Genomic DNA, 24,860 nt, shown 5'->3' with positions numbered 1-24,860 from the left:
GCTTGGCAAAAGCACAATACGCACCTTCGCCATCTACAGCAGCACCTTAACACTGCTGCATTGACAAATCGCACCAATAAGCGGGGAATTTGCCATTCTGTTCGGGCGATCAAATTCTTCCTGCCAACGGACAATCCACACTGAGCAAAAAACCTCACAAAGGTAGGCAGTGATCAAAGTCTTTATCAAGCTGGCAATCGAGGGAACGCCAGAGGGGAAATCATGGCGGTAGCAGCCGACGGCACGATGACCGGCGAAACCAACAATCCGGGCGAACTCGGCAATATTGAGGGTATGCCCCAAGGGCAGGCCGCCCAAGGCGGCGTGATGGGCTACGCCCGTTCGCCGCAGGGCAAGCGCATTCTGCTCATCATTGCCGCCGCCGCCACCCTGGCGCTGATGGCGGGCATCTGGCTGTGGAGCCAGAAAGTCGAGTACCGCGTCCTGTTCGCCAATTTCAACGACCGCGATGGCGGAGCCATCGTGGCCTCGCTGCAGCAGATGAACGTGCCCTACAAGTATTCGGACGGCGGCACGGCCATCCTGGTCCCCGAGAACATGGTGCATGACGCTCGCCTGAAGCTGGCCTCGCAAGGCCTGCCCAAGGGCGGCAACGTCGGTTTCGAACTGATGGAAAACCAGAAGCTGGGCATTTCCCAGTTCCTGGAGCAGGTCAACTTCCAGCGCGCGCTGGAAGGCGAACTGGCACGCTCGGTACAATCTCTGGCTTCGGTGCAGACCGCCCGTGTCCACCTGGCCCTGCCCAAGGCCTCGGTGTTCGTCCGCGACCAGCAGAAGCCGACCGCCTCGGTGATCCTCAGCCTCTACCCAGGCCGCTTCCTGGACCAGCAGCAAGTCAGCGCCATCGTCCATCTGGTGGCCAGCAGCGTGCCTGAGCTCTCGCCCAAGGCCGTGACCATCGTCGACCAGAACGGCAACCTGCTCTCCGACACCACCAAGCAAGCCCAGACCAACACGCTCGACCCCACCCAGCTGAAGTATGTCCAGGACATGCAGCAGGACATCGTCAAGCGCGTCGAGTCCATCATCGCCCCCATCGTCGGCAACGGCAACGTCCGCGCCGAGGCCACGGCTGATGTCGATTTCTCCCGCAGCGAGCAGGCCTCCGAGGCCTACAAGCCCAACCAGACGCGTGACACCGCCGCCGTGCGCAGCAAGCAGAGCAGCGAGGCCAACAGCGCGACCTCGGGTACCTCGGGCATTCCGGGTGCATTGACCAACCAGCCCCCTGCCCCTGCTACCGCGCCGATCGTCAACCCGGCAGTGGCCAATGGTGCGGCCAACCAGAACGGTACGGCGGCCACCCCCAACGGCGCCGCCCCGACGCCGGCGGCTAGCGGCAATTCGCGCAAGGACGAGACCATCAACTACGAGGTCGACAAAACGGTCCGCTATACCCAGCAACCCATGGGTGGCGTGCGCCGCCTGACAGTGGCCGTGGTGGTGAACTACAAGCGCACCCTGGACAATACCGGCAAGATCGTGATGCGCCCGCTGACCGAGGCCGAGCGCAACCAGATCACCGACCTGGTCAAGGAAGCGATGGGTTACAACAAGGATCGCGGCGACTCGCTCAACGTGGTCAATACCCAGTTCAGCACCGACATGGAACCGGAAGTGCCGCTGTGGAAGCAGCCAGGCATGATCGAACTGGCCAAGGAAATCGGCAAGTACGTGCTGGTGGCTGCGGTCCTGCTGTTCCTCTACTTCCGCGTGCTGCGCCCGATCGTCTGGAAGCTGTCGGGCCGCGAAGAGCGCGAGCGCCTGGCCAAGGAAAAGGCCGAGGCCGAGGCCGCCGCCGCTGCCGCAGCGGTTGCCGCCGGCTTCGATCCGGACGATCCGGACGCCATCGTCAACCTCTCCGGCGAGCCGGCAGTCGACGAACGCGCACAGTACAAGGCCAACCTGGAAACCGCCAAGCAGTGGGCCAAGAATGATCCGAAGCTGGTGGCAAGCATCATCAAGTCATGGGTGAACAATGAGTAACGACGGCGTTCAGAAAGGTGCCATCCTCATGCTCGCCCTGGGCGAGGATGAGGCCGCCGAAGTCATGAAATACCTGGGCCCGAAAGAGGTCCAGAAGCTCGGCGCGGCCATGTCGGCCCTGCGCAACGTCAGCTTCGAGGAAATCAACGAAGTGCTGGAAGCCTTCGTCGCCGAGACCGGCCAGGCCTCCTCGCTGGGCCTGGATTCGGACGAATACATCCGCAGCGTGCTGACCAAGGCCCTGGGCGACGACAAGGCCACTTCCCTGCTCAACCGCATCCTGGGCGGGCGCGATGCCTCCGGTATCGAAAGCCTCAAGTGGATGGACGCGCAGTCGGTGGCCGAGCTCATCCGCAACGAACACCCGCAGATCATCGCCACCATCCTGGTCCACCTGGAGCGCGACCATGCCTGCGGCATCATCAACAATTTCACGGAACGTTTGCGCAACGACGTCATCCTTCGTATTGCAACCTTGGACGGCGTGCAGCCGGCCGCGTTGCGCGAACTCAACGACGTGTTGACCAAGCTGCTGACCGGCAACGAAAGCCTCAAGAAACAACAGATGGGTGGTATCCGCACCGCGGCCGAGATCCTCAACTTCATGTCGGGCGAGAACGAGACTGCAGTGATGAACAACCTGCGCTCCTACGACGAGGACATGGCGCAGAAGATCATGGACGAGATGTTCGTCTTCGAGAACATCATCGACATCGACGGCCGCGGCATCCAGCTGCTGCTGCGCGAAGTCCAGTCCGAGTCGCTGATCGTGGCGCTGAAGGGTGCCTCGCAAGGCCTGCGCGACAAGATCTTCGCCAACATGTCGCAGCGTGCGGCCGAGATGATGAAGGAAGACCTGGAATCCAAGGGACCGGTGCGTCTGTCCGAAGTCGATGCGCAACAGAAGGCCATCCTGCAGATCGTGCGCCGCCTGGCCGACGAAGGCCAGATCGTGCTGGGTGCCAAGGGCGAGGACGCGTTCGTCTGATGCGTTTGAGGCAGATGCAGGGTGCCGTCGGCATGCCGGCCTGAGGAGTCAAAGAACCCATGCGTGCAAAGATCATTCCCAAGGAAGAGATGACGCCCTACCAGCGATGGGAGCTGGCGTCCTTCAACGAAGAACCCGAACCGGAGCCGCAGCCCGAAATGCTGCCCGAGGAAGAAGAATTCCTCGAAGAGCCGCCACCGGTCCCGCAACTGACAGCCGAACAGCTTGATGCCATCCGCGAGGCCGCCCGCCAGGAAGGTTTTGCCGAGGGCCGCGAACACGGCCTGCAGGCTGGCCGCTCCGAAGGCTACGTCGCCGGGCTCCAGCAAGGCCAGCAGGAAGTCAACGAAATCATCCAGCACTTCCGCCAGATCGCAGTCAATTTCAGCACCGAAGTCTCGCAGTGCAGTGAAAAGATGGCCCCCGAACTGCTGGACCTGGCGCTGGACCTGGCCAAATCCATGCTCAAGACGGCCCTGAACGTGCGTCCGGAACTGATCCTGCCGACCGTCAGCGCTGCCATCCACGCCTTGCCGGTGCTGCAGCTGCCGGCCAGCCTGACGCTGCATCCCGAAGATGCCGCCCTGGTGCGCAAACACCTGGGCGAGGAACTGGCCCAGCAAGGCTGGAAGATCGAGGAAGACGCCCATCTCGACCGCGGCGGCTGCCGTGTCGAAACCCGTACCAACCAGATCGACGCCACCACCCCGACGCGCTGGCAGCGCCTGGGCGAGTCGCTGTCCAAGCAGCTCGACTGGCTGGAATGATTCATCCGAAGTGATAGTTACCTGAACGGGAGACCCGCATGAACTCCCCGATGCCTTCCCATAGCAGCCTGTGGCAAGCCTACCTGCACAACTGTCGCAGCCTGGTCGCCATGGCCGAGCCTACCCGCACGGCCGGGCGCATCACGCGCGTAGCCGGCCTGGTGATGGAAGCGGTCGGACTGAAGCTCCCTGTGGGCAGCCCCTGCAACGTCCCGCTTCCCAACGGCACGATGATCGAAGCCGAAGTCGTCGGCTTCCAGGATGAACGTTTGTTCCTGATGCCGCAGAGCGATGTCGAAGGCATCGTCCCTGGCACCCGCGTCTATCCGGTCGAACCGGTACGCCCTCCTCCGCGCACCGGCCCCATCAGCTTCACTCCGCGCCGCGTCGACGAGCACAGCCGTCGCCTGCCGGTCGGCGACGAGCTGCTGGGCCGCGTGCTCGACGGAGCCGGCCGCCCGCTCGACAATCTCGGCCCCCTGCATACCGAACGCTCGGCCCCGCTGGCCGTGCGTGCGGCCAACCCGCTGGGACGCGCGCCCATCCGCGACATTCTGGATACCGGCATTCGCGCCATCAACACCATGCTCACCGTCGGCCGTGGCCAGCGCATGGGCCTGTTCGCCGGTTCCGGCGTGGGCAAGAGCGTGCTGCTGGGCATGATGGCGCGCTATACCAGCGCCGATGTGATCGTGGTGGGACTGATCGGCGAACGCGGCCGCGAAGTGAAGGAATTCATCGAACAGATTCTGGGTGCCGAAGGGCTGGCGCGCTCGGTCGTGGTGGCGGCGCCCGCCGACACGCCGCCGCTGATGCGCCTGCAGGGCGCTGCGTACTGCACCTCCATTGCCGAGTATTTCCGCGATCAGGGCAAGGATGTGCTGCTGATCATGGATTCGCTGACCCGTTACGCCATGGCCCAGCGTGAAATCGCCCTGGCCATCGGCGAACCGCCTGCCACCAAGGGCTATCCGCCTTCCGTGTTCGCCAAGCTGCCGGCCCTGGTGGAACGCGCCGGCAATGGCGATGAAGGCGGCGGCTCCATCACCGCCTTCTACACCGTGCTGACCGAAGGCGACGACCAGCAGGACCCGATCGCCGACGCCGCCCGCGCCATCCTGGACGGCCATATCGTGCTGAACCGCCAGTTGGCCGAGGCTGGCCACTATCCGGCCATCGATATCGAACAATCCATCAGCCGTGCCATGCACAGCATCACGGATGCCGACCATCAGCGGCGTTCGCGCCATCTGAAGCAATTGTATTCACGTTTCCAGCGCAACCGCGACCTCATCAGCGTCGGCGCGTACGCCGCCGGCAGCGACCCCGTGCTGGATGAAGCTATTGCCTTGTTGCCAAGAATGGAGTCCTTTTTGCAGCAGGGCATCCATGAGCAGGCCGATGTATCAGAGAGCTTGAGGCAACTTACCGCTCTATTCGGGTGATTGAGCGCGCATCCTCAAAAATATAATCAGAGTGATCATGGCTACTCCCTCCGCACTTGATACGCTGATTGAATTGGCGACCAAAGAAACCGACGAAGCGACCAAACGCCTCGGCCGGGCTATTCGCGTGAGTGAAGAAGCACAACAGAAGCTGGGGATCCTGCAGCAATACCGCGACGATTACGCTGCGCGCTTCCAGGAAACCCTGACCAATGGCCTGACCGCCCTGGCGTATCGCAACTTCCAGCTGTTCCTGGAAAAGATCGACAATGCCATCGATGGCCAGGTCAACGTGGTGCAAAGCAGCCAGCAGCGCGTGGCCGAAGCCCGTACCGCATGGCAGGCCTGCGAGCGCAAGCGCATGTCCTACGACACACTGGCCACGCGGGCGCGCGACCAGGAAATGCGCAAGGAAAACAAGCGCGACCAGAAGTCCATGGACGAGCATGCCGCCCGCATCAGCTTCTACAAGCGCTGACCGCTGAAGCGGCCAGCCAGGCAAGACCGAACCGAACGCGCGCAAGTACAGAATCGCAACCAGCATCCAGAGCAGCAGACCGCATTTACCGACAGGCCACCACCATGAACACTTCCCTGCCGCTGTTGAACGTGATCACCGGCTCCCAGGCCGCCACGGGTTCGCGCTCGGGCAACCCTGCCGACAGCTTCTCGGCCGATGTGCCTTTCAACCAGGTCCTCAACAGCCAGGTCAGCACGCGCGTACAGGACAACCAGGCGCAGGCGCGCCAGGCCCAGCAGAATGCCGACACCCAGGCGGCCAATGCCCAGGCTGCCGCCAAGCAGGCCGCTGCCAATCAGCAATCCCAGACTGCCGCCAACAATGCCAGCAAGAGCGCCGCCAACGATGGCAGCGACCAGAGCAGCCAGGTCAGCGACAAGGATGAAGACGAGGACAGCAGCGACACCGCCACCCAGGCCTCGGCCGAATTGCTGGCCCTGGTCGCCAACATCGCCCAGAACGCCGTCAAGCCGGCCGCCGATGGCAAGGCCAAGGGTGACGGCAGCGCAGCCGACCTGCTGGCCCAGGCCAAGCGCGGCAGCGGCAAGCTGTCCCTGAGCGACCAGCAGCAAGCACTGGCGGAGGACAAGCAAGGCAAGGTCGATCCGGCCGCCCTGCAGGATGCCCTGGCCGCCGCCAAGGGCAAGCAGGATGCCGCCGCCAGCGAACTGGCCCGCAAGAGCAATGCCGAAGCCAACCCGGCTCCGCAGGCGAGCAATGCGAAGGACGCCAAGCCCGCCATCGACCTGGGCGCTGCCGCCAAGGCCGAGCCCAAGGACGATGCCAGCGCCCTCACCGCCCGCGCCCAACTGAACAAGGCCACGCCCGAGCTCGCCGCTCCGGCCGCCAGGCAGGATGCCGCCCCGGCCGCGCCGACCCCGGTGGTGCTGCCGGCCATGCAGCAAGCCGCTGTCGCCAGCCAGCCGCAGGCCGTGTTCACCCCGGCCTACAGCGACAAGATCCAGTCCAACGTCGGCAGTGCCGGCTGGAATCAGGCCTTGGGCACCAAGATTACCTGGATGGCCACGGCGGGCATGCAAAGCGCCTCGCTGAGCCTGAATCCGCCCGACCTCGGCCCGATGCAGGTGGTGCTGAACGTGCACAACCAGCAAGCCGACGCCACCTTCATCACCGCCCAGCCCGAAGTGAAGCAGGCGCTGGAAGCGGCCATGCCCAAGCTGCGTGAAATGATGGACCAGGCCGGCATCCAGCTTGGCCAGGCCAATGTCCAGACCGGCATGCCCAATCAGCAGCAAGGTGCCGGCAACGGTCAGCAGCAGGCGCGCAGCGGTTCTTCCGGCAGCTTCGGCAAGGAGCAGGAGGCCGATGTGGCCGTCAACGGCGCGGCCACCGCGACGGCGACCACCAGCGGACTTGGCCTGGTCGACACCTTCGCATAAGCGGCCGGCCCCGGAAACCTTAAAAAACAAGCAATTTTCGTCTGCGCAAGACTCAACAATGTGATTTGCCTGCCGATAAGCAGATAACCTCGCATACCGCGCTGACGAACTGAAAGGAACAGTAGATGGCAACAAAAGGAAAAGCCCCGGCCAAGGGAGCTGAAGCAGATGCAGCACCGGCAAAATCCAGCAAGAAGATGCTGTTCATCATCGTGGGCGCAGTGCTGGTGCTGGTCATCGGCGGTGCCGCAGCGTTCTTCATGATGGGTGGCAAGGGCAAGAAGGGGGATGATCACGCTGAAGAGAAGGTCGAAGCCAAGGCACCGACCTTTGTGGTGATCGAACCCTTCGTGGTGAACCTGCAGCAGGAAACCGGCGACCAGTACCTGCAAGTGGCAATGACCCTGCAAGTGCCGGACGGCCAGACCGCTGAAGCCCTCAAACTGTACATGCCGCAAGTGCGCAGCCGCCTGCTGATGGTGCTGTCCAGCAAGAAGGCCTCGGAGCTGCTCACCAGCGAAGGCAAGCGCCGTCTGACCGACGAGATCATCGACCAATTGGGCGAACCGTTCTCGGGCAAGGGCAAGGGACCGCAGATCACCGACGTGTTCTACACCTCGTTCGTGATCCAACAGCAGTAACACCGTATCGAAGTCAGAGATCGTCGACCATGGCCGAGCATTTTCTATCACAGGAAGAAGTCGATGCCCTTTTGAAGGGCGTGACGGGAGATGAAGACGAAGAAAAAATCGTCGAAGAAGCTCCTGGTACGGTACGTACCTACAACCTGGCCACGCAGGAACGCATCGTGCGCGGGCGCATGCCCACGCTGGAAATCATCAACGAGCGTTTCGCGCGTCTGTTCCGCATCGGCTTGTTCAACTTCATTCACCGTACCGCCGAAATCTCGGTCGGTCCGGTGAAGGTGTCCAAGTACAGTGAATTCATCCGCAACCTGGTGGTGCCCACCAACCTGAACCTGGTGCACATCAAGCCCTTCCGTGGCATCGGGCTGGTGGTGTTCGACCCGCAGTTCGTGTTCATGCTGGTGGACAACATGTTCGGCGGCGATGGCCGCTTCCACACCCGCATCGAAGGCCGCGAATTCACGCCCACCGAGCAGCGCATCATCATGCGCGTGCTGGAGATCACCTTCGAGACCTACGCCAAGTCGTGGGAACCGATCTATCCGATCGAATTCGAGTTCATTCGCTCGGAAATGAATACGCAGTTCGCCAACATCGCCACGCCCAACGAAGTGGTGGTTTCGACCACCTTCACCGTCGAGCTGGGACCGGTGTCGGGCGAGATTCACATCTGCACGCCCTATTCGATGATCGAACCGGTGCGTGACCGCCTCACCAGCAGCATGCAGGGCGAGGCGCTGGAAGTGGACAAACGCTGGATCCGCCTGATGAAGCAGCAGATCCAGACTGCCGAGGTCGAACTGATCGTCAATTTCGGCACCGCCCGAGTCAATTTCACCGATCTGCTGCACATGCAGGTCGGCGACGTCATTCCGCTGCAGACCAATACGACCGTCGAGGCACAGGTTGACGGCGTACCGGTGATGGAATGCAGCTACGGCCAGTCCAATGGCCAATACGCCTTGCGCGTTGAAAAACTGCTGTCCATCACCCATCAAGAAACACCGGAAAGCTTTCAAGGAGATTAGTAATGGCTGATGAGAACGTAGCAGGCGCAGGCGCAGCGGAAGACGATCCGTGGGGCGCGGCCATGGCCGAGCAAACCGAGGCTGAAGAGGCGCAGAAAAAAGGCGAGATGGAAGACGAGAAAGGCATCACCGCAGCCCCTGCGATGGCCACCGTCTTCAAGGACCTGAGCGCCGCCGATATCAAGACCAACACTCCCAACGATATCGACTTCATCCTCGACATCCCGGTGCAGCTGACCGTGGAACTGGGCCGCACCAAGATCGCCATCAAGAACCTGCTGCAACTGGCGCAAGGCTCGGTGGTGGAACTGGACGGCATGGCCGGTGAACCGATGGACGTGCTGGTCAACGGCTGCCTGATCGCACAAGGCGAAGTGGTGGTGGTCAATGACAAGTTCGGTATCCGCCTGACCGACATCATCACGCCGGCAGAACGCATCCGCAAGCTCAACCGCTGAGCGGGATGGCTTGAGTTTGATGACACGTTTTTACGCAGCATCGATGTGGCAGGGCCTGCGCCGGATCCGTCCGGCGCCGATGTCGGCCCTGGTCTTCCTGGGGGGCAGCCTGGTGGCCGCCGCCCACGCCTGGGCCGACAATGCCTCCGCCGGCAGCGCCACTGCCGCTGCGGCGGCACCTGCAACAGCGCCGGCCGCTCCGGCTGCAGCCGCGCCAGTGGCTGTCGGCGCTTCCCTTCCCTCTTCCTCCGGCAGTGTGTTCACCATGCTCTTCGGACTGGTGGCGGTGCTGGCCGTCATGGCCGCCGTCGCCTGGCTGTTCAAGCGCATGGGCCTGGCCAACAGCCTGGGCGGCAATGCCGTGGCCAAGGTGGTCGGGGGCGTGTCAGTCGGCACACGCGAACGGGTGATGGTGGTCGAAGTGGGCGACCAGTGGATCGTGGTCGGCGTCGCTCCCGGGCGGGTCAATGCCCTGGCCACCCTGCCGCGCCAGGAAGGCGTCGCCGCCCAACCCGCCAGCGCCGGACCGGCCTTCGCCAGCTGGCTCAAGCACACCATGAACAAACGAAATGGCGGTGCCGGCAACGGCGGCCGTCCGGGTAATGATGGCAGCACATCCTAAGCCGCAAGGCCTTCTCTCTTTCCTGCTCCGCCGAAGCGGCGCGCTGCTGCGCAGCCGCTACTGGTGGATGGCGCTGCTGTGCCTGCCGCTGGCCGCTTCGGCCCAGCAAGGCCTGCCCGCGCTCAACAGCATGCCCGCACCGGGCGGCGGCACGAATTATTCGCTGCCGATCCAGACCATGCTGTTCCTCACCTCGCTGTCGTTCATTCCGGCGGCGTTGCTGATGATGACCTGTTTCACCCGCATCGTGATCGTGCTGTCGCTGCTGCGCCAGGCGCTGGGCACGCAGTCCACGCCACCCACGCAGGTGCTGGTCGGCCTGTCGCTGTTTTTGACCTTCTTCGTCATGAGTCCGGTGTTCGACCGCATCTATACCGAGGCCTATCAGCCCTTCGCGGAGAACAAGATCCAGATGATGGAAGCCCTGGACAAGGGGGCCGCGCCGCTCAAGGAATTCATGCTCAAGCAGACCCGCCAGGCCGACCTGGCGCTGTATGTGAAGCTGTCGCGCGGTCCGGCCCTGCAAGGTCCGGAGGATGTGCCGCTGCGCCTGCTGGTCCCGGCCTTCGTCACCAGTGAACTGAAGACCTCTTTCCAGATCGGCTTTGCCATCTTCATCCCCTTCCTGATCATCGACATGGTGGTGGCCAGTATCCTGATGTCGATGGGCATGATGATGATGTCTCCGGCCATCGTCTCGCTGCCCTTCAAGCTGATGCTGTTCGTGCTGGTGGATGGCTGGCAGCTGCTGATCGGCTCCCTGGCCCAGAGTTTCTACTAGCCCAAGGCAAGGATACGTATGACACCCGAAAGCGTCATGACCATGGGCCGCCAGGCCATGGAAGTCACTCTCCTGATCGCTGCCCCGATGCTGATCACGGCCCTGCTCATCGGGCTGCTGGTGAGCATCTTCCAGGCCGCGACCCAGATCAACGAACAGACCCTGGCCTTCATTCCCAAGCTGGTGGGCGTATTCCTGGCACTGATCATCGCCGGCCCGTGGATGCTGACCATCATCCTCGACTACATGCACACCATGTTCAGCGGGATTCCCGCCATGGTCCAGTAGGCCGGTCCGCCGGGCAGGCCCGGCGGCTCCTGATCCATGCTCACCTTCACCAGCCAGCAACTCTACGCCTGGGTCGCCATGTTCATCTGGCCGACCACGCGCATCCTCGGGCTGCTGTCCATCGCCCCGCCCTTCGGCAGCGCCAGCGTGCCCATGCTGGTCAAGATCCTGCTGGGTATCGCCATCGGCGCGGTGCTGGCGCCGGATGTGCCGATTCCCCCGGCCATCGATCCGATGTCGATGACCGGACTGCTGATCCTGCTGCAGCAATTGCTGATCGGCCTGTCCATGGGCTTTGCCATGCGCGTGGTGTTCGCCGCCGTGGAAGCGGCGGGCGAACTGACCAGCTCGACCATGGGCCTGTCCTTCGCGGCCTTCTTCGATCCCCAGACGCAGGGCCGTACGGCCGTCATCAGCCAGGTGTTCTCGCTGCTGGCCACCATGGTGTTCATCAACCTGAACGGCCACCTTCTGCTGTTGCAAGTGATGGCAGAGAGCTTCCACACCCTGCCCATCACGGGCGTGCCGATCACCACCGAGGGCTTCCACCAGCTCGGCCTGTGGGGGGCCAAGGTCTTCAGCATGGGACTGCAATTGTCGCTGCCGCTGCTGATCGCACTGCTCATCACCAACTTCGCCCTGGGCATCCTCACCCGCGCCGCGCCGCAGCTCAATCTCTTCGGGATCGGTTTTTCGATTACCATGCTGGCGGGATTCATCCTGATCGCCTTCGCCCTGCCCTACATGCTCACCCCGCTGCAGCGCTTCCTGTCCGATGGCGTCGAGATGGTCCGCCTGCTGGGCAGCGTGCCGCCGGTCAATGCGCTGCCCAAACCGTAAGCGGCAAGCTTTGCTTGCACAACATTTACGTCTGCTGACACACGCACGGCAGCGACGGCCTCACAATGACGCCTTTGCCTGCGGCACCGCTGTGCGTCCGGCCGACCCTGTGGCCGTCCCTCATTTTCTCGCATGAATATCGCCTACTTCCGCCGCCCCAAGATCCTGCTCCTGAGTCTCGCCGTCCTGCTGGCCGGGGGCTACCTCGTGCATCGCGCACTCACGCCGCCAGCGCCGCCCAGCTACCTGACCGCCACCGCGTCCGTGGCCGATATCCAGGACGTGGTCCTGGCCAGCGGCACCGTCAAGGCCTACAAGCAGGTCAGCGTGGGCGCGCAGGTGTCGGGCCAGATCAAATCGCTCAAGGTGGCGCTGGGCGAGCGTGTCAAGAAGGGCCAACTGGTGGCCGAGATCGATTCCCTGACCCAGGCCAATGCCCTGGCCAGCGCCGAATATTCGCTGCAGAACCTGCAGGCCCAGCTGCGCGCCAAGGAAGCCACGCTGAAACAGGCGCAACTGGCCTATGCGCGCCAGCAGATGATGCTGGCCGGCGACGCCAGCTCGCGCGAGAACTTCGAGACGGCCGAAGCCACCCTCAACTCCACCCGTGCCGACATCGCCGCCCTGCAGGCGCAGATCAAGGACGGTGCCATCAAGGTTGACACCGCCCGCCTGAACCTGGGCTACACCCGCATCACCGCCCCCATCGATGGCGAAGTGGTAGCCATCGTGGCCCAGGAAGGCCAGACCGTGAACGCCAACCAGTCCACCCCGACCATCATCAAGGTGGCACGCATGGATACGGTCACCATCAAGGCGCAGATCTCGGAAGCCGACGTGGTACGCGTCAAGCCCGGCCTGCCGGTGTACTTCACCATCCTCGGCGACCCCGAGCATCGCTACCGCACCACCCTGCGCGCCATCGAACCGGCACCGGATTCGATCCTGCAGGATGACACCACCACCAGCACCACCAGCACTACCACCAGCAGTTCCAGCTCGACGGCGATCTACTACAACGGCCTGCTGGACCAGCCCAATCCCGATGGCAAGCTGCGCATCTCGATGACCACCCAGGTCAACATCGTGCTCTCCGAGGCCAAGGACGCGCTGGTGGTGCCCTCCACGGCGCTGGGTGCGAAGGATGCCCAGGGCCGCTACACCGTGCGCGTACTGGATGCGCAAGGCCTGGCGCAGGAGCGCCGGGTGCGCACCGGCATCAATACCAATGCCCAGGTGCAGATCATCGAAGGACTGAAGGCCGGCGAGCGCGTCGTCACCGGCACCGCCGTACCGGGCACGGCGGACAGCAGCAGCGAACATCGCGGTCCGCCGCCGCGCATGTAAGGTGGCCATGACGACGCCATTGCTGCAACTGCGCGCACTGCGCCGCGACTTCCCGGCCGGGGATGACACCATCACCGTGCTCAACGACGTCAACCTCGACATCGCCGCCGGCGAAATGGTCGCCATCGTCGGGGCCTCCGGTTCGGGCAAGTCGACGCTGATGAACATCCTTGGCTGCCTCGACAAGCCCAGCGCCGGCAGCTACCTGGTCGCCGGACGCGAGACCGGCAAGCTGGCCCCGGACGAACTGGCACAGCTGCGGCGCGAGCATTTCGGTTTCATCTTCCAGCGCTATCACCTGCTGTCGGACCTGGACGCCACCGCCAACGTGGAAGTGCCCGCCGTCTATGCCGGCCAGGAAGCGGCGCAGCGCCGCCAGCGCGCCGCCCAGTTGCTGGCGCGCCTCGGCCTGGCCGACCGTGGCCACCACAAGCCCGGCCAGCTCTCGGGCGGCCAGCAGCAGCGTGTGTCGATTGCGCGCGCGCTGATGAACGGCGGCGACGTGATCCTGGCCGACGAACCCACCGGCGCGCTGGACAGCCACAGCGGCCACGAGGTGATGAACATCCTCAAGGAATTGCACGCCGAAGGCCACACCATCATCATCGTCACCCACGACATGCAGGTGGCCAGCAATGCCCAGCGCATCATCGAGATCAAGGATGGCCTGATCATCGCGGATCGCCGCAACAGCGCGCCCGAGGCGGCAGCGGTGAGCGGCATCATCAAGCAGGAGCGCCAGCAACACCGGCAAGCCAGCGCCTGGCGCGCCGCGCTGGACCGTTTCAAGGAAGCGCTGCGCATGTCGCTGCTGGCGATGAACGCACATCGCCTGCGCAGCTTCCTGACCATGCTGGGGATCATCATCGGCATCGCCTCGGTGGTCTCGGTCGTGGCCTTGGGCAGTGGCTCGCGCGAACAGATCCTGTCCGATATCAGCTCCATGGGTACCAATACCATCGACATCTTCCCCGGCACCGATTTCGGCGACATGAAGTCTGCCGCCATCCGCACCCTCACGCCAGCCGATGCCGCCGCCCTGGCTGAACAGAATTACGTGGACAGCGTCACGCCCAGCGTGTCCACAGCCTCCTCGGCGCGCTACGGCAACATCTCGGTCACGGCCACCATCAATGGCGTAGGTGAACAGTATTTCCGCGTGCGCGGACTGAAGATGGCACAGGGCATGAGCTTCGACAACGACAGCATCCGCCGCCAGGCGCAGGAAGTGGTGATCGATGCCAATACCTACAAGAAGCTCTTTCCCAACGGCGGCAATGCGCTGGGTGAAGTGATCTTCCTCGGCAGCGTGCCGTGCCGGGTGATCGGCGTGACGCAGAAGCGCGAGAACGGATTTGGCAACAACAGTTCGCTCAACGTCTGGGTGCCCTATACCACCGCCATGACGCGCGTAATCGGCCAGCGCTACCTGAGCGGCATCACCGTGCGGGTCAGCGACAAGGTCCCCAGCGCGGCAGCGGAGCAAGGCATCACCCAGCTGATGACGCTGCGCCATCGCACCAAGGACTTCTACATCTTCAACACCGACAGCATCCGCCAGACCATCGAAAAGGCCACGGCCACGCTGACCCTGCTGGTGTCGATGATTGCGCTGATCTCGCTGGTGGTCGGTGGCATCGGCGTGATGAACATCATGCTGGTCTCGGTCACAGAGCGTACCCGCGAGATCGGCGTGCGCATGGCCGTAGGCGCGCGCCAGGGCGACATCATGCAGCAGTTCCTGATCGAAGCGGTACTGGTCTGCCTGGCCGGCGGCTTGCTGGGCGTGCTGCTGGCGCTGTCCTTCGGGGCGGTGTTTGCGCACTTCGTCAGCAGCTTCCACCTGATCTATTCCACTGCCTCCATCGTCAGTGCCTTCGCCTGCTCTACCCTGATCGGCGTGGTGTTCGGCTTCCTGCCGGCGCGCAATGCTGCGCGCCTCAATCCGGTGGATGCCCTCGCCCGCGAATGAAATTGCCCGTCATGTCCAAGTTCCTGTCCTTTCCTCCTCCTTCCCGCCTCGCGCTGTTGCTGGCGCTGGCCCTGCTGGGCGGCTGCAGTTCGCTGGTGCGCACGCCCTACACCGCACCAGTGACCCAGACCCCGGCCGCCTGGCAACAACGCGACCCGGCCGCTGCCGTCAACGCCAGCCGCTGGTGGCAAGGCTTCGGCGATGAGACCCTCAGCGGCCTGATCGATGAGGTCCTGCGCAAGAACAACAACCTGGCGCTGGCGACCATCAAGGTCCGGCGCGCCCAGTTGCAGGCCGGGATCGCCAATGATGCCTTCGTCCCGGCGCTCAGCGGACAAGTGGGCAGCACCGCCAGCAAGGCGCTCGATGGCAATCGCCAGACTGCCCGCAGCAGCCAGAACTCGCTGAGCCTGTCCTATGAAGTCGACCTGTGGGGCCGGCTGGGTGCCAACTACGACGTGGCCCGCTGGGAAGTCCTGGCCACCGAGCAAGACCGCGCGGCCACGGCGCTCTCGCTGGTCGGCACCACCGCCAACTTGTACTGGACCGGTGCCTACCTGAACCAGCGGCTGCGCACTGCCCAGCAGAGCATCGCCTATGCGCAGAAGACCTTGGACCTGATCAATACCCAGTACCGCGCAGGGGCGGTGTCGTCAGTGGATGTGCTGACCGCACAGCAGAACCTGCTCAGCCAGCAAGCCAGCTATACCGAACTGGTGCAGCAGCAGGTGGAAAATGACAATGCCCTGGCCATCCTGTTCGACAGTCCGCCCGGCCAGCGCCGCAGCCTGCCTCAGGCGCTGCCGGAGCAGCCGCTGCCGGGGCTGGAGGCGGGCCTGCCGGCCGAGCTGCTGGCGCGGCGTCCCGATCTGCAGGCGGCCGAATTGCGCTTGCGCGAGTCGCTGGCCAACGTCGACCTGACGCGCGCCAGCTTCTATCCGAAGCTGAGCCTGACCGGGTCGCTGGGGACCAGCAGCGACGCCTTGCTGCGCCTGGTGCAGAATCCGGTGGCCTCGCTGGCGGCGCAGTTGAGCCTGCCGTTTTTGCAGCAGACCCAGATGAAGCTGCAGATCAAGGTCTCGCAGGCCGACTATGAGAGCGCCGTGACCCAGTTCCGCCAGACCCTGTACGCCGCCTTCAGCGACGTCGAGAACGCCCTTTCGGCGCGCACGCAATATGCCCGGCAGCAGGCGCTGCTGGCGCGCAACGTCGAGGTGGCACGGGCAGCCGAACAGCTCTACGAACTGCGTTACCGGGCAGGCTCGGTGACCTTGCAATCCTGGCTGGATCAGCAGGACAAACGCCGCAACGCCGAGAACACGCTGGCGCAGGTCCGCCTGAACCAGCTGAAAAACCAGATGACGCTGTACCAGGCCCTGGGCGGCGATGCCCGTGCCACTCCGCCGCAATGAACGGCGACGGTTTGTGTCTGCGGCAAACAAAAAGGCGAACCCGCGGGTTCGCCTTTTTTGCATTTTCCTTCACGGCGATCGGCCTGGAACGCCGTCGCTGTGAAAGTAAATTCATTATTTCAGGTAATTCAGCAAAGTCAGGCCACTGGTGGTGACGAACACCTTCTGCGCTGCCGACAGATAGGTCTGCTTGAGCGTCAGGTCGCTGATCAGCTCGCTGGTATCGGACAGGTTGCGGCCCAGCAGGTTGTTGATGGTCTGGGTGTAGTTTTCCTTGTTGACTTCACCGGCGGCGTCGAGGTTGTCCAGCTCGTTCTGGCGCGCGCCGATGGATGCCTTGACGGTGGACACGCTGCTGGAAATCGAGTCGATCTGGGTATTGAACTGCGCCAGGTTGCGTGCCAGTGCCGCCTGGCTGCCGACCACCGGGGTACGTGCCGCATTGGCCGCATCCGATTGCAGCTTGAGCGCGGCGGTCGAGGTGAATTGCGCCTGGTAGCCCGGATCGTCCGGCTTCATGGCATCCAGGGTCGCCTGGGCCGCCTTGTAGGCGGCGATCGGGGTCTGGCCGCTGCCGGCGGGATAGACGTAGTTGTTGGCGGCCGTGTCATCGGCCTTGTTGGCGGCTTCGGTCACCGGCACCGACAAGACGTTGATCAGGTTGGTCATGGTCTTGAAGATGTCCTGGCCGTTGCCCTGGAACACCGTCTGGCCCGAGGCGCTGATATCCATCTGGCGGGTCGAATCCACCTGCAGCGTCATGGCCCCCTGGTCGCCGTTGTAGACCACGCCGCCGGTACCATCCAGCGTGAAGGGCTGCGTCGTGCTCTTGAAGCCGGAGAAGATGTAATTGCCCTGCCCGTCTTGGGCATTGGCATAGCCCAGCACTTCGTTGAGGTTGCCCTTGATCTCGGACGCCATGTTGATGCGCTCGGCGTTCGAGTAGGAGGCATTGCCGGCCGTGATGACGTTGGATTTCAGCTTGGTCAGCATGTTGGTCAGGCTGTCCAGGGTTCCCTGCACGGTCGACAGCGCGCTGTTGGCGTTCTGGCGATTGGTCTTGTACTGGTCGTTGAGGGCCGAGGTCTGGGTCATGTCCAGGGCGCGGGCGGCGGCCACCGGGTCATCCGAGGGCAGCAACACCTTCTGCTGCGCCGTCACCTGCTGCGTCAGCTTCAGGATCTGGCTCTGCATGCTGGTCAGGTCATTGTTGCTCGACTGATAGAGCATCTGGGTGCTAATACGCATGGTCGTCTTCCTTTAACTGATTAACCGCCCAGGGTGAGCAGGACATTGATCATGTCGCTGGCGGCCTGGATGATCTTGGCCGCAGCCTGGTACTGCTGCTGGTTCTTGATCATCTGCGCCAGTTCCTCGTCCTGGTTGACCCCGGACTCGGATTGCTGCTGGGCCTGGATCGCCGTCAGGCGCGTCTTCTCGGCCGTGTTGGTGACGTTGATCTCGTTGGTCTTGTTGCCGATGGTGGCCACCAGCTGCGAGTAGGAACCCTGGAAGCTGGTGCCATTGATGGTGTTGGCCGTCTGCAGGTTGGCCATGGCCAGCGCGTTGCGGTTGTCCGACGCGGCGCTGGTGTTGGCGGCAATGGTGAACTGGTCGCCATTGGACGGCTGGCCCGAAATCTTGAACTTGACGCCGCTGATCTCGTAGGTGTCGCCAGCGGTATAGGCCAGGCTGGTGGCACCGCCCGCGATGGCGGTGGTGGTGCCATCCTGGTGGGTGATGGTGCCGCCACCGGCAGGCACGGCCGGCGAAATGGTGAACGCCGGCGGCGTGGCCGCGGTGTTGTAGGTCAGCGTGGTCGGCTTGGTCAGCGGCGTGGTGGTGGTCAGGTACGCCGCCGTGACCGAACCGGTGTTGATCGTCGCCGTGCCCTTGTTGGCCGCCACCGGAGCGAAGTTGAACTTGTCGCCGGCCGACGGTGTGCCGGTCAGGGAGTAAGTCACGCCACCGCTGCTGATGGTCATGCCCGGCGTGTAGTTGAACGCCGTGCCGGCTGCCACCGAACCGGTGGTGCCGTCCGGATTGGTATAGGTCACCGCTGGTGCCGGCGTTGCCCCGGTCCAGGCCGCCGTCAATTGCACCTGGGTGCCGCTCAGCGAAGCCGTGAAGGCGACCGAGGAGCCCTGCTTGAAGGTGGTCGGATCCAGCGAGGTGTTGGAGATGATCGCATTGCCGGTATTGGTGCCCGGCGTGCTGGCATTGACGTTGTTGGTGGCGTTGATCGCGGTGGTGATCGGGGCGGCCGTGGCCAGCAACTGGGTATTGTTGAGCGCCAGCGAGAAGGCCGCTGCGCCATTGGCGGTCGGCTGGATCTTGTAGGTGTTGCCGCTGGCCATGGTCGGCGCACCGCCCGGGGTCGCACCGTTGGAGTAGGTCACGCCATCGAGCGTGACCGGGAAGGCGGTGGCCGCCTTGACGGTCTTGGTGTTGTCCGACAGGCGGGTGAAGGTGTAGTTCGTACCGTCATAGCTCAGCGTGTAGTCGCTGGTGCTCAGCGCCGACGGATCGCTGATGGTCGCCGTCAGGTTGGTGGTCCCGGTGTTGCCGGGGAAACCGATCAGGTTGGGCGAGCTGACGTTGAACATGGCCGTGCCGGCATTGCCGTTCTGGTCCAGGCCCAACTGCTGCTGCTGGTTGAAGGCCGTGCCCATGGCGATGGCGATGCGGCCCAGGGCATTCTGGGTCGGATCCAGCGTTTCCGTGCGGTACTTGAGCAAACCGCCCAGGCTGCCGCCATCGTAGAAGAAGCTGTCGGGGATCGTGACCGTACCGCCACCAGACGTGACCTGGCCGATCTGCAGACGCGAGACGTCGGTAGGCGAATTGGTCACCACCATCTGGGTGATCTGGTCGCCCGTCACCAGCGCCTGGCCGGTGCCGATGAACACGCTCACCGCGCCGGTATCCTGCGGCACGGTGGTGATCTTGACGTACTTGTTCAGCTCGGACACCAGCTGGTCGCGCTGGTCCAGCAGATCGTTGGGCGGCTGGCCGCCACCGGTGCCGTTGGCATTGACGATCGCCTGGTTCAGCTTGGCGATCTGCTGGGCATAGGAATTGATGCTGGTCACCGTGGAGGTGATCTGGCTGTTGACGCTGGCGCTGCTCTGGGCCAGCTGGTCATTGATGCTGGAGACGCGCGCCACCAGGGTCGACGCCTGCGACAGCACCGACTGGCGCGAAGCCTGGGTATTCGGGTTGGAGGCCAGGTTCTGGACCGCCGCAAAGAAATCCTGCAGCGCGGGCGACAGGCCGGCCTTGGTGTCGGCCACCATGTTGTTGATCTGCGAGATCTGGGAGTAGTACGAATCCAGCGAACTGGCCGAACTCTGCGAGGCCAGCGCCTGCTTGGTCAGGAAGTCGTTGTAGATGCGCTTGATCTCGGTGACCTGGGTGCCCTGCCCAACGAAACCGTAACCGTAATTGATGCCGCCGGCCGAGCTTTGCACGACTTCCTGGCGGTTGTAGCCGGGAGTGGTGGCGTTGGAGATGTTGTGGCTGGTGGTGGCCTGCGCCGCCATGGCCGCCTGCAACGCGCTTTGCCCGATACTGAAGATGTTAGTTGCCATGCTAGGTTGTCGTCCCTGAAAGCTTTTAGCGGAATAACCAAGTCAACGGCAGGATTGACCAAAACTTTAGAGGGTCCGGGCCAAATTTGTTTCCGGCCGGAACCGATGAGCTTGCCGCCCGGACACGCCCTGCGGCGCTGAAAAATCAGGCCGAGAGCGACTGGCGGATGATGCGCGAAAGCTTCTCCGCATAGTGCGGATCGGTCGCATAGCCGGCGCGCTGCAGCCCATAGGCGAAGCCGTGGGCATCCTGGGCGCTGGCCAGTACCTTCTCGTAGCGCGGATTGCTGCGCAGCAAGTTGGCGTAATCCTTGAAGGCATCCGCATAGGAATCATAGGCGCGGAATTTCTCCACGCGCTTCTGCGGTTTGCCGTTGATGTATTCGATGGTGGTGGCCTCGACCACCTTGCCCGTCCAGTTGCCGGTGGCCTTGATGCCGAACAGGTTGTGCGCCGAGCGGCCATCGCGCGTGACGATTTCCTTCTTGCCCCAGCCGGTCTCCAGCGCGGCCTGCGCCAGCATGAACTTGGCCGGAATGCCGGTCATCTTGCTGGCCATTTCGGCGTCGGCCTGCAGGCGGTTCTGGAAGGCTTCGACGTGGGCCGGCTTGTTGGAATTGCGGCGCTGCTTGTTGCGGCCATCCTGGTCCGTACTCTCCGCCGCCTGCTGGCTGGCGAAGCTCTGGATGAACTTGGCGCGGTCGGCATCGCTCATGTCCTTGACCAGCGGAATGCCCATCGGCAGGCCCTCCTCGCCCGGCAAGGGATTGCCTTCCAGGTCTTGCGCGTCCGGCAGTTTCTTGGGCAGCGAGGCCGAGAGCTGGCGCGTCAGCACGTCAGCCAGGCCCACGCCGCGCTGGGCCAGGCTCTGGCTCAGCTGCTGGTCCAGCATGGAGGTAAACATCTTGGTCTGTTCGTTGTCGAACGGGCCGTTCTGCGGGGTGGCATCCCGCATGCTCTTCATCACCATGTTCAGGAACAGCGCCTCGAATTGCTTGGCTGCGCCCTTGACGGACTCCGGCGTGTTCTGCTTGGCAGCCTCACGCAGGCCGTTCAGCCCATTCGCATCGACGGCAAGTCCCTCGGTCGGATTGGATGGGTTGATCTTGTTGAGCATGGATTACCTTGGAGGAAAGCGTTGGGTGTCGGATCAGTCCGGAGCGTCAGATCACTTCGAGTTCTGCGCGCAGCGAACCGGCCGCCTTCATGGCCTGCAGGATGGCCAGCAAGTCCTGCGGCGTGGCACCGATGGCATTGAGCGCCTTGACCACATCGGACAGCGAGGCCCCGCCCTTCAACAGCATGACCTTGCCCGGCTCCTTGTTGATCGAGACCTGGGCATTCTGCACGCCCGCGGTCTGGCCACCGGCCAGGGCATTGGGCTGGCTGACGGCATTGTCGGCCTGGATCACCACCGACAGGTTGCCGTGCGAGACCGCGCAGGTATCGAGCATCACGCTCTGGTTCATCACCACCGAGCCGGTACGTGCATTCAGGATCACCTTGGCGGCCAGCTTGCCGGGGGTGACATCGACGTTTTCGAGCGCACCAAGGAAGGCCACGCGGTCGCCGCTGGAGATCGGTGCGCGCACCCGGATCACGCGGCCATCCTGAGCCACGGCGGTATCACTGCCAAAACGCTTGTTCAGCGCATCGACCACCCGGCTGGCGGTCGAGAAATCATTGTCGTTCAGTTCCAGCATCACCATGTCGCCGCCACCGAGGGAACTGGGCACCGCCCGTTCCACGGTCGCACCGCCCGAGATGCGGCCTGCCGACAGCTGGTTGATGACGGTGCTGCTGCCGGCAGCCGAACCACCGGCACCGCCGACCACGATGTTGCCCTGGGCGATGGCATAGATCTGGCCGTCCGCACCCTTCAGGGGAGCCATCAGCAGCGTGCCGCCGCGAATGCTCTTGGCGTTGCCGATGGAAGAAACGGTCACGTCAATCAGTTGGCCCGGCTGCGCGAAGGCCGGCAAAGTAGCCGTCACCATCGCCGCCGCCACGTTCTTCAGCTGCATGTTGCTGCTGGTGCCGGTAGGCACGTTCACACCCAACTGCTGCAGCATGCTGATGACGCTCTGCACCGTAAAGGGGGTCTGTGTGGTCTGGTCACCGCTGCCATCGAGGCCCACGACCAGTCCATAGCCAACCAGCTGGTTCTGACGCACGCCCTGGATGCTGGCCAGGTCCTTGAGTCGCTCGGCGTGGGCCGGCGCGGCAGCGGCCACGCACAGTGCGGCCACGGCAGCAGCCGACAGGAGCTTGCCGCCCATCCTGATCATGTCCATGGCGAAAAATCCTTTCCGGGTCATTGCACTACTCCACATCAGAAAGGAGAAACGCTGAAGAAGAAACGGCCCAGCGACGACATGAAGTCAGCCATGTCGACGCGGGTATTGGTACGGTATTCGACCTTGGCGTCAGCCACCAGGGTGGACGAAACGGTGTTGCCGGTCTGGATGTTGTCGGGGCTGACGGTGCCGGAGAAGCGCACGTACTCCACGCCCTTGTCCAACGCTACCTGCTTTTCACCAGAGACCACCAGGTTGCCGTTGGGCAGCACCTCCACCACGGTCACGCCGATGGTGCCGGTGAAGGTGTTGCTGGAGCTGGTGGCGCCCTTGTCCTCGAATTTGGAGGACGAACTGCCGGACGCTGACAGCTCCTTGATGGACGTGCCAAAAATGGTCGGTGCCGGCGAGGCCACCGCGCCCGTCTTGCTGGCAGAGCTGCCGGCGGACTTGCCGGCACTGGTCTTTTCGTTGATGACGATGGTGATGGTGTCACCCACCAGGCGCGCGCGACGGTCTTCCAGCAACGGCCGGTAGACCGCCGACTGGAAGATCGCGCCCGAGGTCGGCGGCGCATAGGAAGCCGGTTGCGGACGCGCCGTCTTGGGCCCGGTCACGATACTGTCCGGCACGGTGGTGCAGGCGCTCACGCTCAACACGCCCGCGATGGTGGCCAATTTCAGCATGCTCTTCATCATTGCCTCGTCCTTCTTCTGCTACCGACTGCCTTGTTCAAAAACCACTGCACGACTGCATTACAGCTGCGAAATCTTGGCCAGCATCTGGTCGGAAGTGGTGATGGCCTTGCTGTTGATTTCGTAGGCGCGCTGGGTCTGGATCATGTTGACCAGTTCTTCCACCACGTTCACGTTGGAGGTTTCCACGTAACCCTGCCACAGCGCACCGGCACCGTTGGTGCCCGGGGTGTTCGGGTTCGGGGTACCGGAAGCGGCGGTTTCCACGTACAGGTTTTCGCCACGGCTTTCCAGACCAGCCGGGTTGATGAAGGTGGCGACCTGGATGGTGCCGATCTGCGTGGTGGCGGTCGAACCGGCCTGCATGATCGACACGGTACCGTCACGGCCCACGGTCAGCTTGGTGGTGTTGAGCGGAATGGTGATTGGCGGCTGCAGGGTGTAGCCGCTGGAGGTCACCATCTGGCCCTGGCTGTCGGTCTGGAAGGAACCGTCGCGGGTATAGGCGGTGGTGCCGTCCGGCAGCAGGATCTGGAAGAAGCCGTTGCCCTGGATCGCCAGATCCTTGTCATTGTTGGTCTGGTTGACGTTGCCTTGGGTGAAGATACGTTCGGTGGCGACCGGACGCACGCCGGTACCGATCTGCAGGCCCGAGGGCAATTGCGTCTGCTGCGAGGACTGGGCACCGGGCTGGCGCACGGTCTGGTACAGCAGGTCTTCGAACACGGCGCGCGAACGCTTGAAACCGTTGGTGCTGACGTTGGCCAGGTTGTTGGAGATCACGTCCAGTTGCGTCTGTTGCGCATCCAGGCCGGTCTTGGAAATCCACAGGGAACGAATCATTTGTTTCTCCGGTAATCAGCGCTTGCGCTGCGGGTGCATCGGTAAGGTCAGGTGCGTGGGCAGCATCAAGACAGCGACAGGATCGTGGTCGCCTTGGTGGAATCACTTTCGGCGGTCTGGATCACTTTCATGTTCATTTCGAACTGGCGCGACAGGTTGATCATGTTGACCATCGCTTCCACCACGTTCACGTTGCTGCCTTCGACCGCACCGCTGGCCAGGCGCACATTGGCGTCGGGCTGGGCGGCACCGGTGATGGTGCGGAACAGGCCGTCGTCGCCGCGTTTCAGGTTCTTCTCGTCCGGGTTGACCAGCTTGATGCGGCCCAGCACGTTGACCGCATTGGGGATGCCGTTGGTCGGGATCGACGACACCGTGCCGTCAGCCGCGATGGCCACGGTGGTATCGGGCGGAATCGTGATCGGACCGCCGTCGCCCTGCACGGACTGGCCGTTCTGGGTCTGCAGGATGCCGTTCTCGTTGATCTTGAAGCTGCCGTTGCGGGTGTAGGCTTCGCCGCCATCGGCGGTCCGCACCGCGATCCAGCCACGGCCCTGAATGGCCACATCCAGCGCACGGCCGGTGTCCTGGATCGGACCCTGCGAAAAATCATTGCCTGCAGTGGAGTCCACCACGAAAGCACGCGTCGGCAAGCCCTGCCCTACCACCGGAGCCGAACGGAAGGTATTCAATTGGGCACGAAAGCCCGTGGTCGTGGCATTGGCCAGGTTGTTGCTGGCGCTGGCTTGCTGCTCAAGCGTGTGCTTGGCGCCCGACATCGCTGTATAGACCAGACGATCCATATCACCCCTTAGTGGTGGCACCCATCCCTGGCACCACCGGTTGAAACCGGCCACCGGCGACGCCGGCAGCCTTGAAGCAGGCGCGCCGCAAGGCGCGCCGGATTACCCTG

Annotated in this window: 23 protein-coding genes; 16 read left to right on the top strand and 7 right to left on the bottom strand. The window is 63.5% G+C overall.

Going from position 1 to position 24,860, the window contains the following annotated elements:
* Positions 1-222: 222 nt before the first annotated feature.
* The 16 genes from fliF (at position 223) to E2K99_RS10710 (ending at position 16,522) form a co-directional block, all read left to right on the top strand.
* A complete protein-coding gene (gene fliF / locus E2K99_RS10785; protein WP_134222210.1) occupies positions 223-2,007 on the top strand; it encodes a flagellar basal-body MS-ring/collar protein FliF in 1,785 nt (594 codons plus the stop codon).
* On the top strand, positions 2,000-2,995 hold the full coding sequence (fliG, locus tag E2K99_RS10780) for a flagellar motor switch protein FliG (protein ID WP_034338562.1): 996 nt from the start codon (positions 2,000-2,002) through the stop codon (positions 2,993-2,995). Before fliF ends, fliG begins: the two co-directional genes overlap by 8 nt.
* A gap of 59 nt (positions 2,996-3,054) precedes the next feature.
* Positions 3,055-3,762: a flagellar assembly protein FliH gene (gene fliH / locus E2K99_RS10775; protein ID WP_039788445.1), complete on the top strand. Its 708-nt coding sequence runs from the start codon at positions 3,055-3,057 to the stop codon at positions 3,760-3,762.
* A gap of 38 nt (positions 3,763-3,800) precedes the next feature.
* Positions 3,801-5,207: a flagellar protein export ATPase FliI gene (gene fliI / locus E2K99_RS10770; protein WP_121039755.1), complete on the top strand. Its 1,407-nt coding sequence runs from the start codon at positions 3,801-3,803 to the stop codon at positions 5,205-5,207.
* Between the two features lie 37 nt (positions 5,208-5,244).
* Positions 5,245-5,685, top strand: a complete 441-nt coding sequence (fliJ, locus tag E2K99_RS10765) for a flagellar export protein FliJ (protein ID WP_034338552.1) — start codon at positions 5,245-5,247, stop codon at positions 5,683-5,685.
* 104 nt (positions 5,686-5,789) lie between these two features.
* On the top strand, positions 5,790-7,127 hold the full coding sequence (locus tag E2K99_RS10760) for a flagellar hook-length control protein FliK (RefSeq protein ID WP_134222209.1): 1,338 nt from the start codon (positions 5,790-5,792) through the stop codon (positions 7,125-7,127).
* A 125-nt stretch (positions 7,128-7,252) separates the two neighbouring features.
* The gene (gene fliL / locus E2K99_RS10755; RefSeq protein ID WP_121039749.1) at positions 7,253-7,768 is read left to right on the top strand and encodes a flagellar basal body-associated protein FliL; all 516 of its coding nucleotides are present in this window, start codon (positions 7,253-7,255) and stop codon (positions 7,766-7,768) included.
* A gap of 29 nt (positions 7,769-7,797) precedes the next feature.
* Positions 7,798-8,802 carry a flagellar motor switch protein FliM gene (gene fliM, locus E2K99_RS10750; RefSeq protein ID WP_017450944.1) on the top strand — a complete coding sequence of 335 codons (1,005 nt, stop codon included), beginning with the start codon at positions 7,798-7,800 and terminating at the stop codon, positions 8,800-8,802.
* A 2-nt stretch (positions 8,803-8,804) separates the two neighbouring features.
* A complete protein-coding gene (gene fliN / locus E2K99_RS10745) occupies positions 8,805-9,260 on the top strand; it encodes a flagellar motor switch protein FliN (RefSeq protein WP_121039746.1) in 456 nt (151 codons plus the stop codon).
* A gap of 19 nt (positions 9,261-9,279) precedes the next feature.
* Positions 9,280-9,882, top strand: a complete 603-nt coding sequence (fliO, locus tag E2K99_RS10740) for a flagellar biosynthetic protein FliO (protein ID WP_240733889.1) — start codon at positions 9,280-9,282, stop codon at positions 9,880-9,882.
* A gap of 67 nt (positions 9,883-9,949) precedes the next feature.
* Positions 9,950-10,663 carry a flagellar type III secretion system pore protein FliP gene (gene fliP / locus E2K99_RS10735; protein WP_134224077.1) on the top strand — a complete coding sequence of 238 codons (714 nt, stop codon included), beginning with the start codon at positions 9,950-9,952 and terminating at the stop codon, positions 10,661-10,663.
* Positions 10,664-10,681: 18 nt separating this feature from the next.
* On the top strand, positions 10,682-10,951 hold the full coding sequence (gene fliQ / locus E2K99_RS10730) for a flagellar biosynthesis protein FliQ (protein WP_034331685.1): 270 nt from the start codon (positions 10,682-10,684) through the stop codon (positions 10,949-10,951).
* Positions 10,952-10,987: 36 nt separating this feature from the next.
* Entirely contained in the window at positions 10,988-11,791 is an 804-nt protein-coding gene (fliR, locus tag E2K99_RS10725) for a flagellar biosynthetic protein FliR (RefSeq protein WP_121039743.1), read from the top strand.
* Positions 11,792-11,923: 132 nt separating this feature from the next.
* A complete protein-coding gene (locus tag E2K99_RS10720) occupies positions 11,924-13,138 on the top strand; it encodes an efflux RND transporter periplasmic adaptor subunit (protein ID WP_134222208.1) in 1,215 nt (404 codons plus the stop codon).
* A 7-nt stretch (positions 13,139-13,145) separates the two neighbouring features.
* Entirely contained in the window at positions 13,146-15,110 is a 1,965-nt protein-coding gene (locus E2K99_RS10715) for a MacB family efflux pump subunit (protein WP_134222207.1), read from the top strand.
* Positions 15,111-15,121: 11 nt separating this feature from the next.
* Positions 15,122-16,522 (top strand): efflux transporter outer membrane subunit, encoded by a 1,401-nt coding sequence (locus E2K99_RS10710; protein ID WP_134222206.1) that lies wholly within the window; start codon positions 15,122-15,124, stop codon positions 16,520-16,522.
* A gap of 114 nt (positions 16,523-16,636) precedes the next feature.
* Here the strand turns inward: E2K99_RS10710 and flgL are convergent, their stop codons facing one another.
* The 7 genes from flgL to flgF form a co-directional block, all read right to left on the bottom strand.
* Positions 16,637-17,770 carry a flagellar hook-associated protein FlgL gene (gene flgL, locus E2K99_RS10705; RefSeq protein WP_039788484.1) on the bottom strand — a complete coding sequence of 378 codons (1,134 nt, stop codon included), beginning with the start codon at positions 17,768-17,770 and terminating at the stop codon, positions 16,637-16,639.
* 20 nt (positions 17,771-17,790) lie between these two features.
* Positions 17,791-20,112, bottom strand: a complete 2,322-nt coding sequence (gene flgK, locus E2K99_RS10700; protein ID WP_134222205.1) for a flagellar hook-associated protein FlgK — start codon at positions 20,110-20,112, stop codon at positions 17,791-17,793.
* A gap of 145 nt (positions 20,113-20,257) precedes the next feature.
* Positions 20,258-21,229: a flagellar assembly peptidoglycan hydrolase FlgJ gene (gene flgJ / locus E2K99_RS10695; RefSeq protein ID WP_034331587.1), complete on the bottom strand. Its 972-nt coding sequence runs from the start codon at positions 21,227-21,229 to the stop codon at positions 20,258-20,260.
* 46 nt (positions 21,230-21,275) lie between these two features.
* Positions 21,276-22,406: a flagellar basal body P-ring protein FlgI gene (locus tag E2K99_RS10690; protein ID WP_134222204.1), complete on the bottom strand. Its 1,131-nt coding sequence runs from the start codon at positions 22,404-22,406 to the stop codon at positions 21,276-21,278.
* Between the two features lie 38 nt (positions 22,407-22,444).
* The gene (locus tag E2K99_RS10685) at positions 22,445-23,104 is read right to left on the bottom strand and encodes a flagellar basal body L-ring protein FlgH (RefSeq protein WP_034331589.1); all 660 of its coding nucleotides are present in this window, start codon (positions 23,102-23,104) and stop codon (positions 22,445-22,447) included.
* A gap of 60 nt (positions 23,105-23,164) precedes the next feature.
* Entirely contained in the window at positions 23,165-23,947 is a 783-nt protein-coding gene (gene flgG, locus E2K99_RS10680) for a flagellar basal-body rod protein FlgG (RefSeq protein ID WP_034331590.1), read from the bottom strand.
* Between the two features lie 65 nt (positions 23,948-24,012).
* Positions 24,013-24,750 carry a flagellar basal-body rod protein FlgF gene (gene flgF / locus E2K99_RS10675; RefSeq protein WP_134222203.1) on the bottom strand — a complete coding sequence of 246 codons (738 nt, stop codon included), beginning with the start codon at positions 24,748-24,750 and terminating at the stop codon, positions 24,013-24,015.
* Positions 24,751-24,860 lie beyond the last annotated feature (110 nt).

Origin of the sequence: Herbaspirillum huttiense, from assembly GCF_004367745.1 — a bacterium.
Classification (GTDB): Bacteria; Pseudomonadota; Gammaproteobacteria; order Burkholderiales; family Burkholderiaceae_D; genus Herbaspirillum; species Herbaspirillum huttiense.
The sequence above is the reverse complement of the archived record's forward strand: the minus strand, read 5'-3'. Positions and strand labels throughout refer to the sequence as shown.

Excerpts from the sequence above, each read along its gene's own strand:
- fliF (WP_134222210.1), top strand. The coding sequence starts at position 223 with ATGGCGGTAGCAGCCGACGGCACGATGACCGGCGAAACCAACAATCCG.
- fliG (WP_034338562.1), top strand. The coding sequence starts at position 2,000 with ATGAGTAACGACGGCGTTCAGAAAGGTGCCATCCTCATGCTCGCCCTG.
- fliH (WP_039788445.1), top strand. The coding sequence starts at position 3,055 with ATGCGTGCAAAGATCATTCCCAAGGAAGAGATGACGCCCTACCAGCGA.
- fliI (WP_121039755.1), top strand. The coding sequence starts at position 3,801 with ATGAACTCCCCGATGCCTTCCCATAGCAGCCTGTGGCAAGCCTACCTG.
- fliJ (WP_034338552.1), top strand. The coding sequence starts at position 5,245 with ATGGCTACTCCCTCCGCACTTGATACGCTGATTGAATTGGCGACCAAA.
- E2K99_RS10760 (WP_134222209.1), top strand. The coding sequence starts at position 5,790 with ATGAACACTTCCCTGCCGCTGTTGAACGTGATCACCGGCTCCCAGGCC.
- fliL (WP_121039749.1), top strand. The coding sequence starts at position 7,253 with ATGGCAACAAAAGGAAAAGCCCCGGCCAAGGGAGCTGAAGCAGATGCA.
- fliM (WP_017450944.1), top strand. The coding sequence starts at position 7,798 with ATGGCCGAGCATTTTCTATCACAGGAAGAAGTCGATGCCCTTTTGAAG.
- fliN (WP_121039746.1), top strand. The coding sequence starts at position 8,805 with ATGGCTGATGAGAACGTAGCAGGCGCAGGCGCAGCGGAAGACGATCCG.
- fliO (WP_240733889.1), top strand. The coding sequence starts at position 9,280 with ATGACACGTTTTTACGCAGCATCGATGTGGCAGGGCCTGCGCCGGATC.
- fliP (WP_134224077.1), top strand. The coding sequence starts at position 9,950 with ATGGCGCTGCTGTGCCTGCCGCTGGCCGCTTCGGCCCAGCAAGGCCTG.
- fliQ (WP_034331685.1), top strand. The coding sequence starts at position 10,682 with ATGACACCCGAAAGCGTCATGACCATGGGCCGCCAGGCCATGGAAGTC.
- fliR (WP_121039743.1), top strand. The coding sequence starts at position 10,988 with ATGCTCACCTTCACCAGCCAGCAACTCTACGCCTGGGTCGCCATGTTC.
- E2K99_RS10720 (WP_134222208.1), top strand. The coding sequence starts at position 11,924 with ATGAATATCGCCTACTTCCGCCGCCCCAAGATCCTGCTCCTGAGTCTC.
- E2K99_RS10715 (WP_134222207.1), top strand. The coding sequence starts at position 13,146 with ATGACGACGCCATTGCTGCAACTGCGCGCACTGCGCCGCGACTTCCCG.
- E2K99_RS10710 (WP_134222206.1), top strand. The coding sequence starts at position 15,122 with ATGTCCAAGTTCCTGTCCTTTCCTCCTCCTTCCCGCCTCGCGCTGTTG.
- flgL (WP_039788484.1), bottom strand. The coding sequence starts at position 17,770 with ATGCGTATTAGCACCCAGATGCTCTATCAGTCGAGCAACAATGACCTG.
- flgK (WP_134222205.1), bottom strand. The coding sequence starts at position 20,112 with ATGGCAACTAACATCTTCAGTATCGGGCAAAGCGCGTTGCAGGCGGCC.
- flgJ (WP_034331587.1), bottom strand. The coding sequence starts at position 21,229 with ATGCTCAACAAGATCAACCCATCCAATCCGACCGAGGGACTTGCCGTC.
- E2K99_RS10690 (WP_134222204.1), bottom strand. The coding sequence starts at position 22,406 with ATGGACATGATCAGGATGGGCGGCAAGCTCCTGTCGGCTGCTGCCGTG.
- E2K99_RS10685 (WP_034331589.1), bottom strand. The coding sequence starts at position 23,104 with ATGAAGAGCATGCTGAAATTGGCCACCATCGCGGGCGTGTTGAGCGTG.
- flgG (WP_034331590.1), bottom strand. The coding sequence starts at position 23,947 with ATGATTCGTTCCCTGTGGATTTCCAAGACCGGCCTGGATGCGCAACAG.
- flgF (WP_134222203.1), bottom strand. The coding sequence starts at position 24,750 with ATGGATCGTCTGGTCTATACAGCGATGTCGGGCGCCAAGCACACGCTT.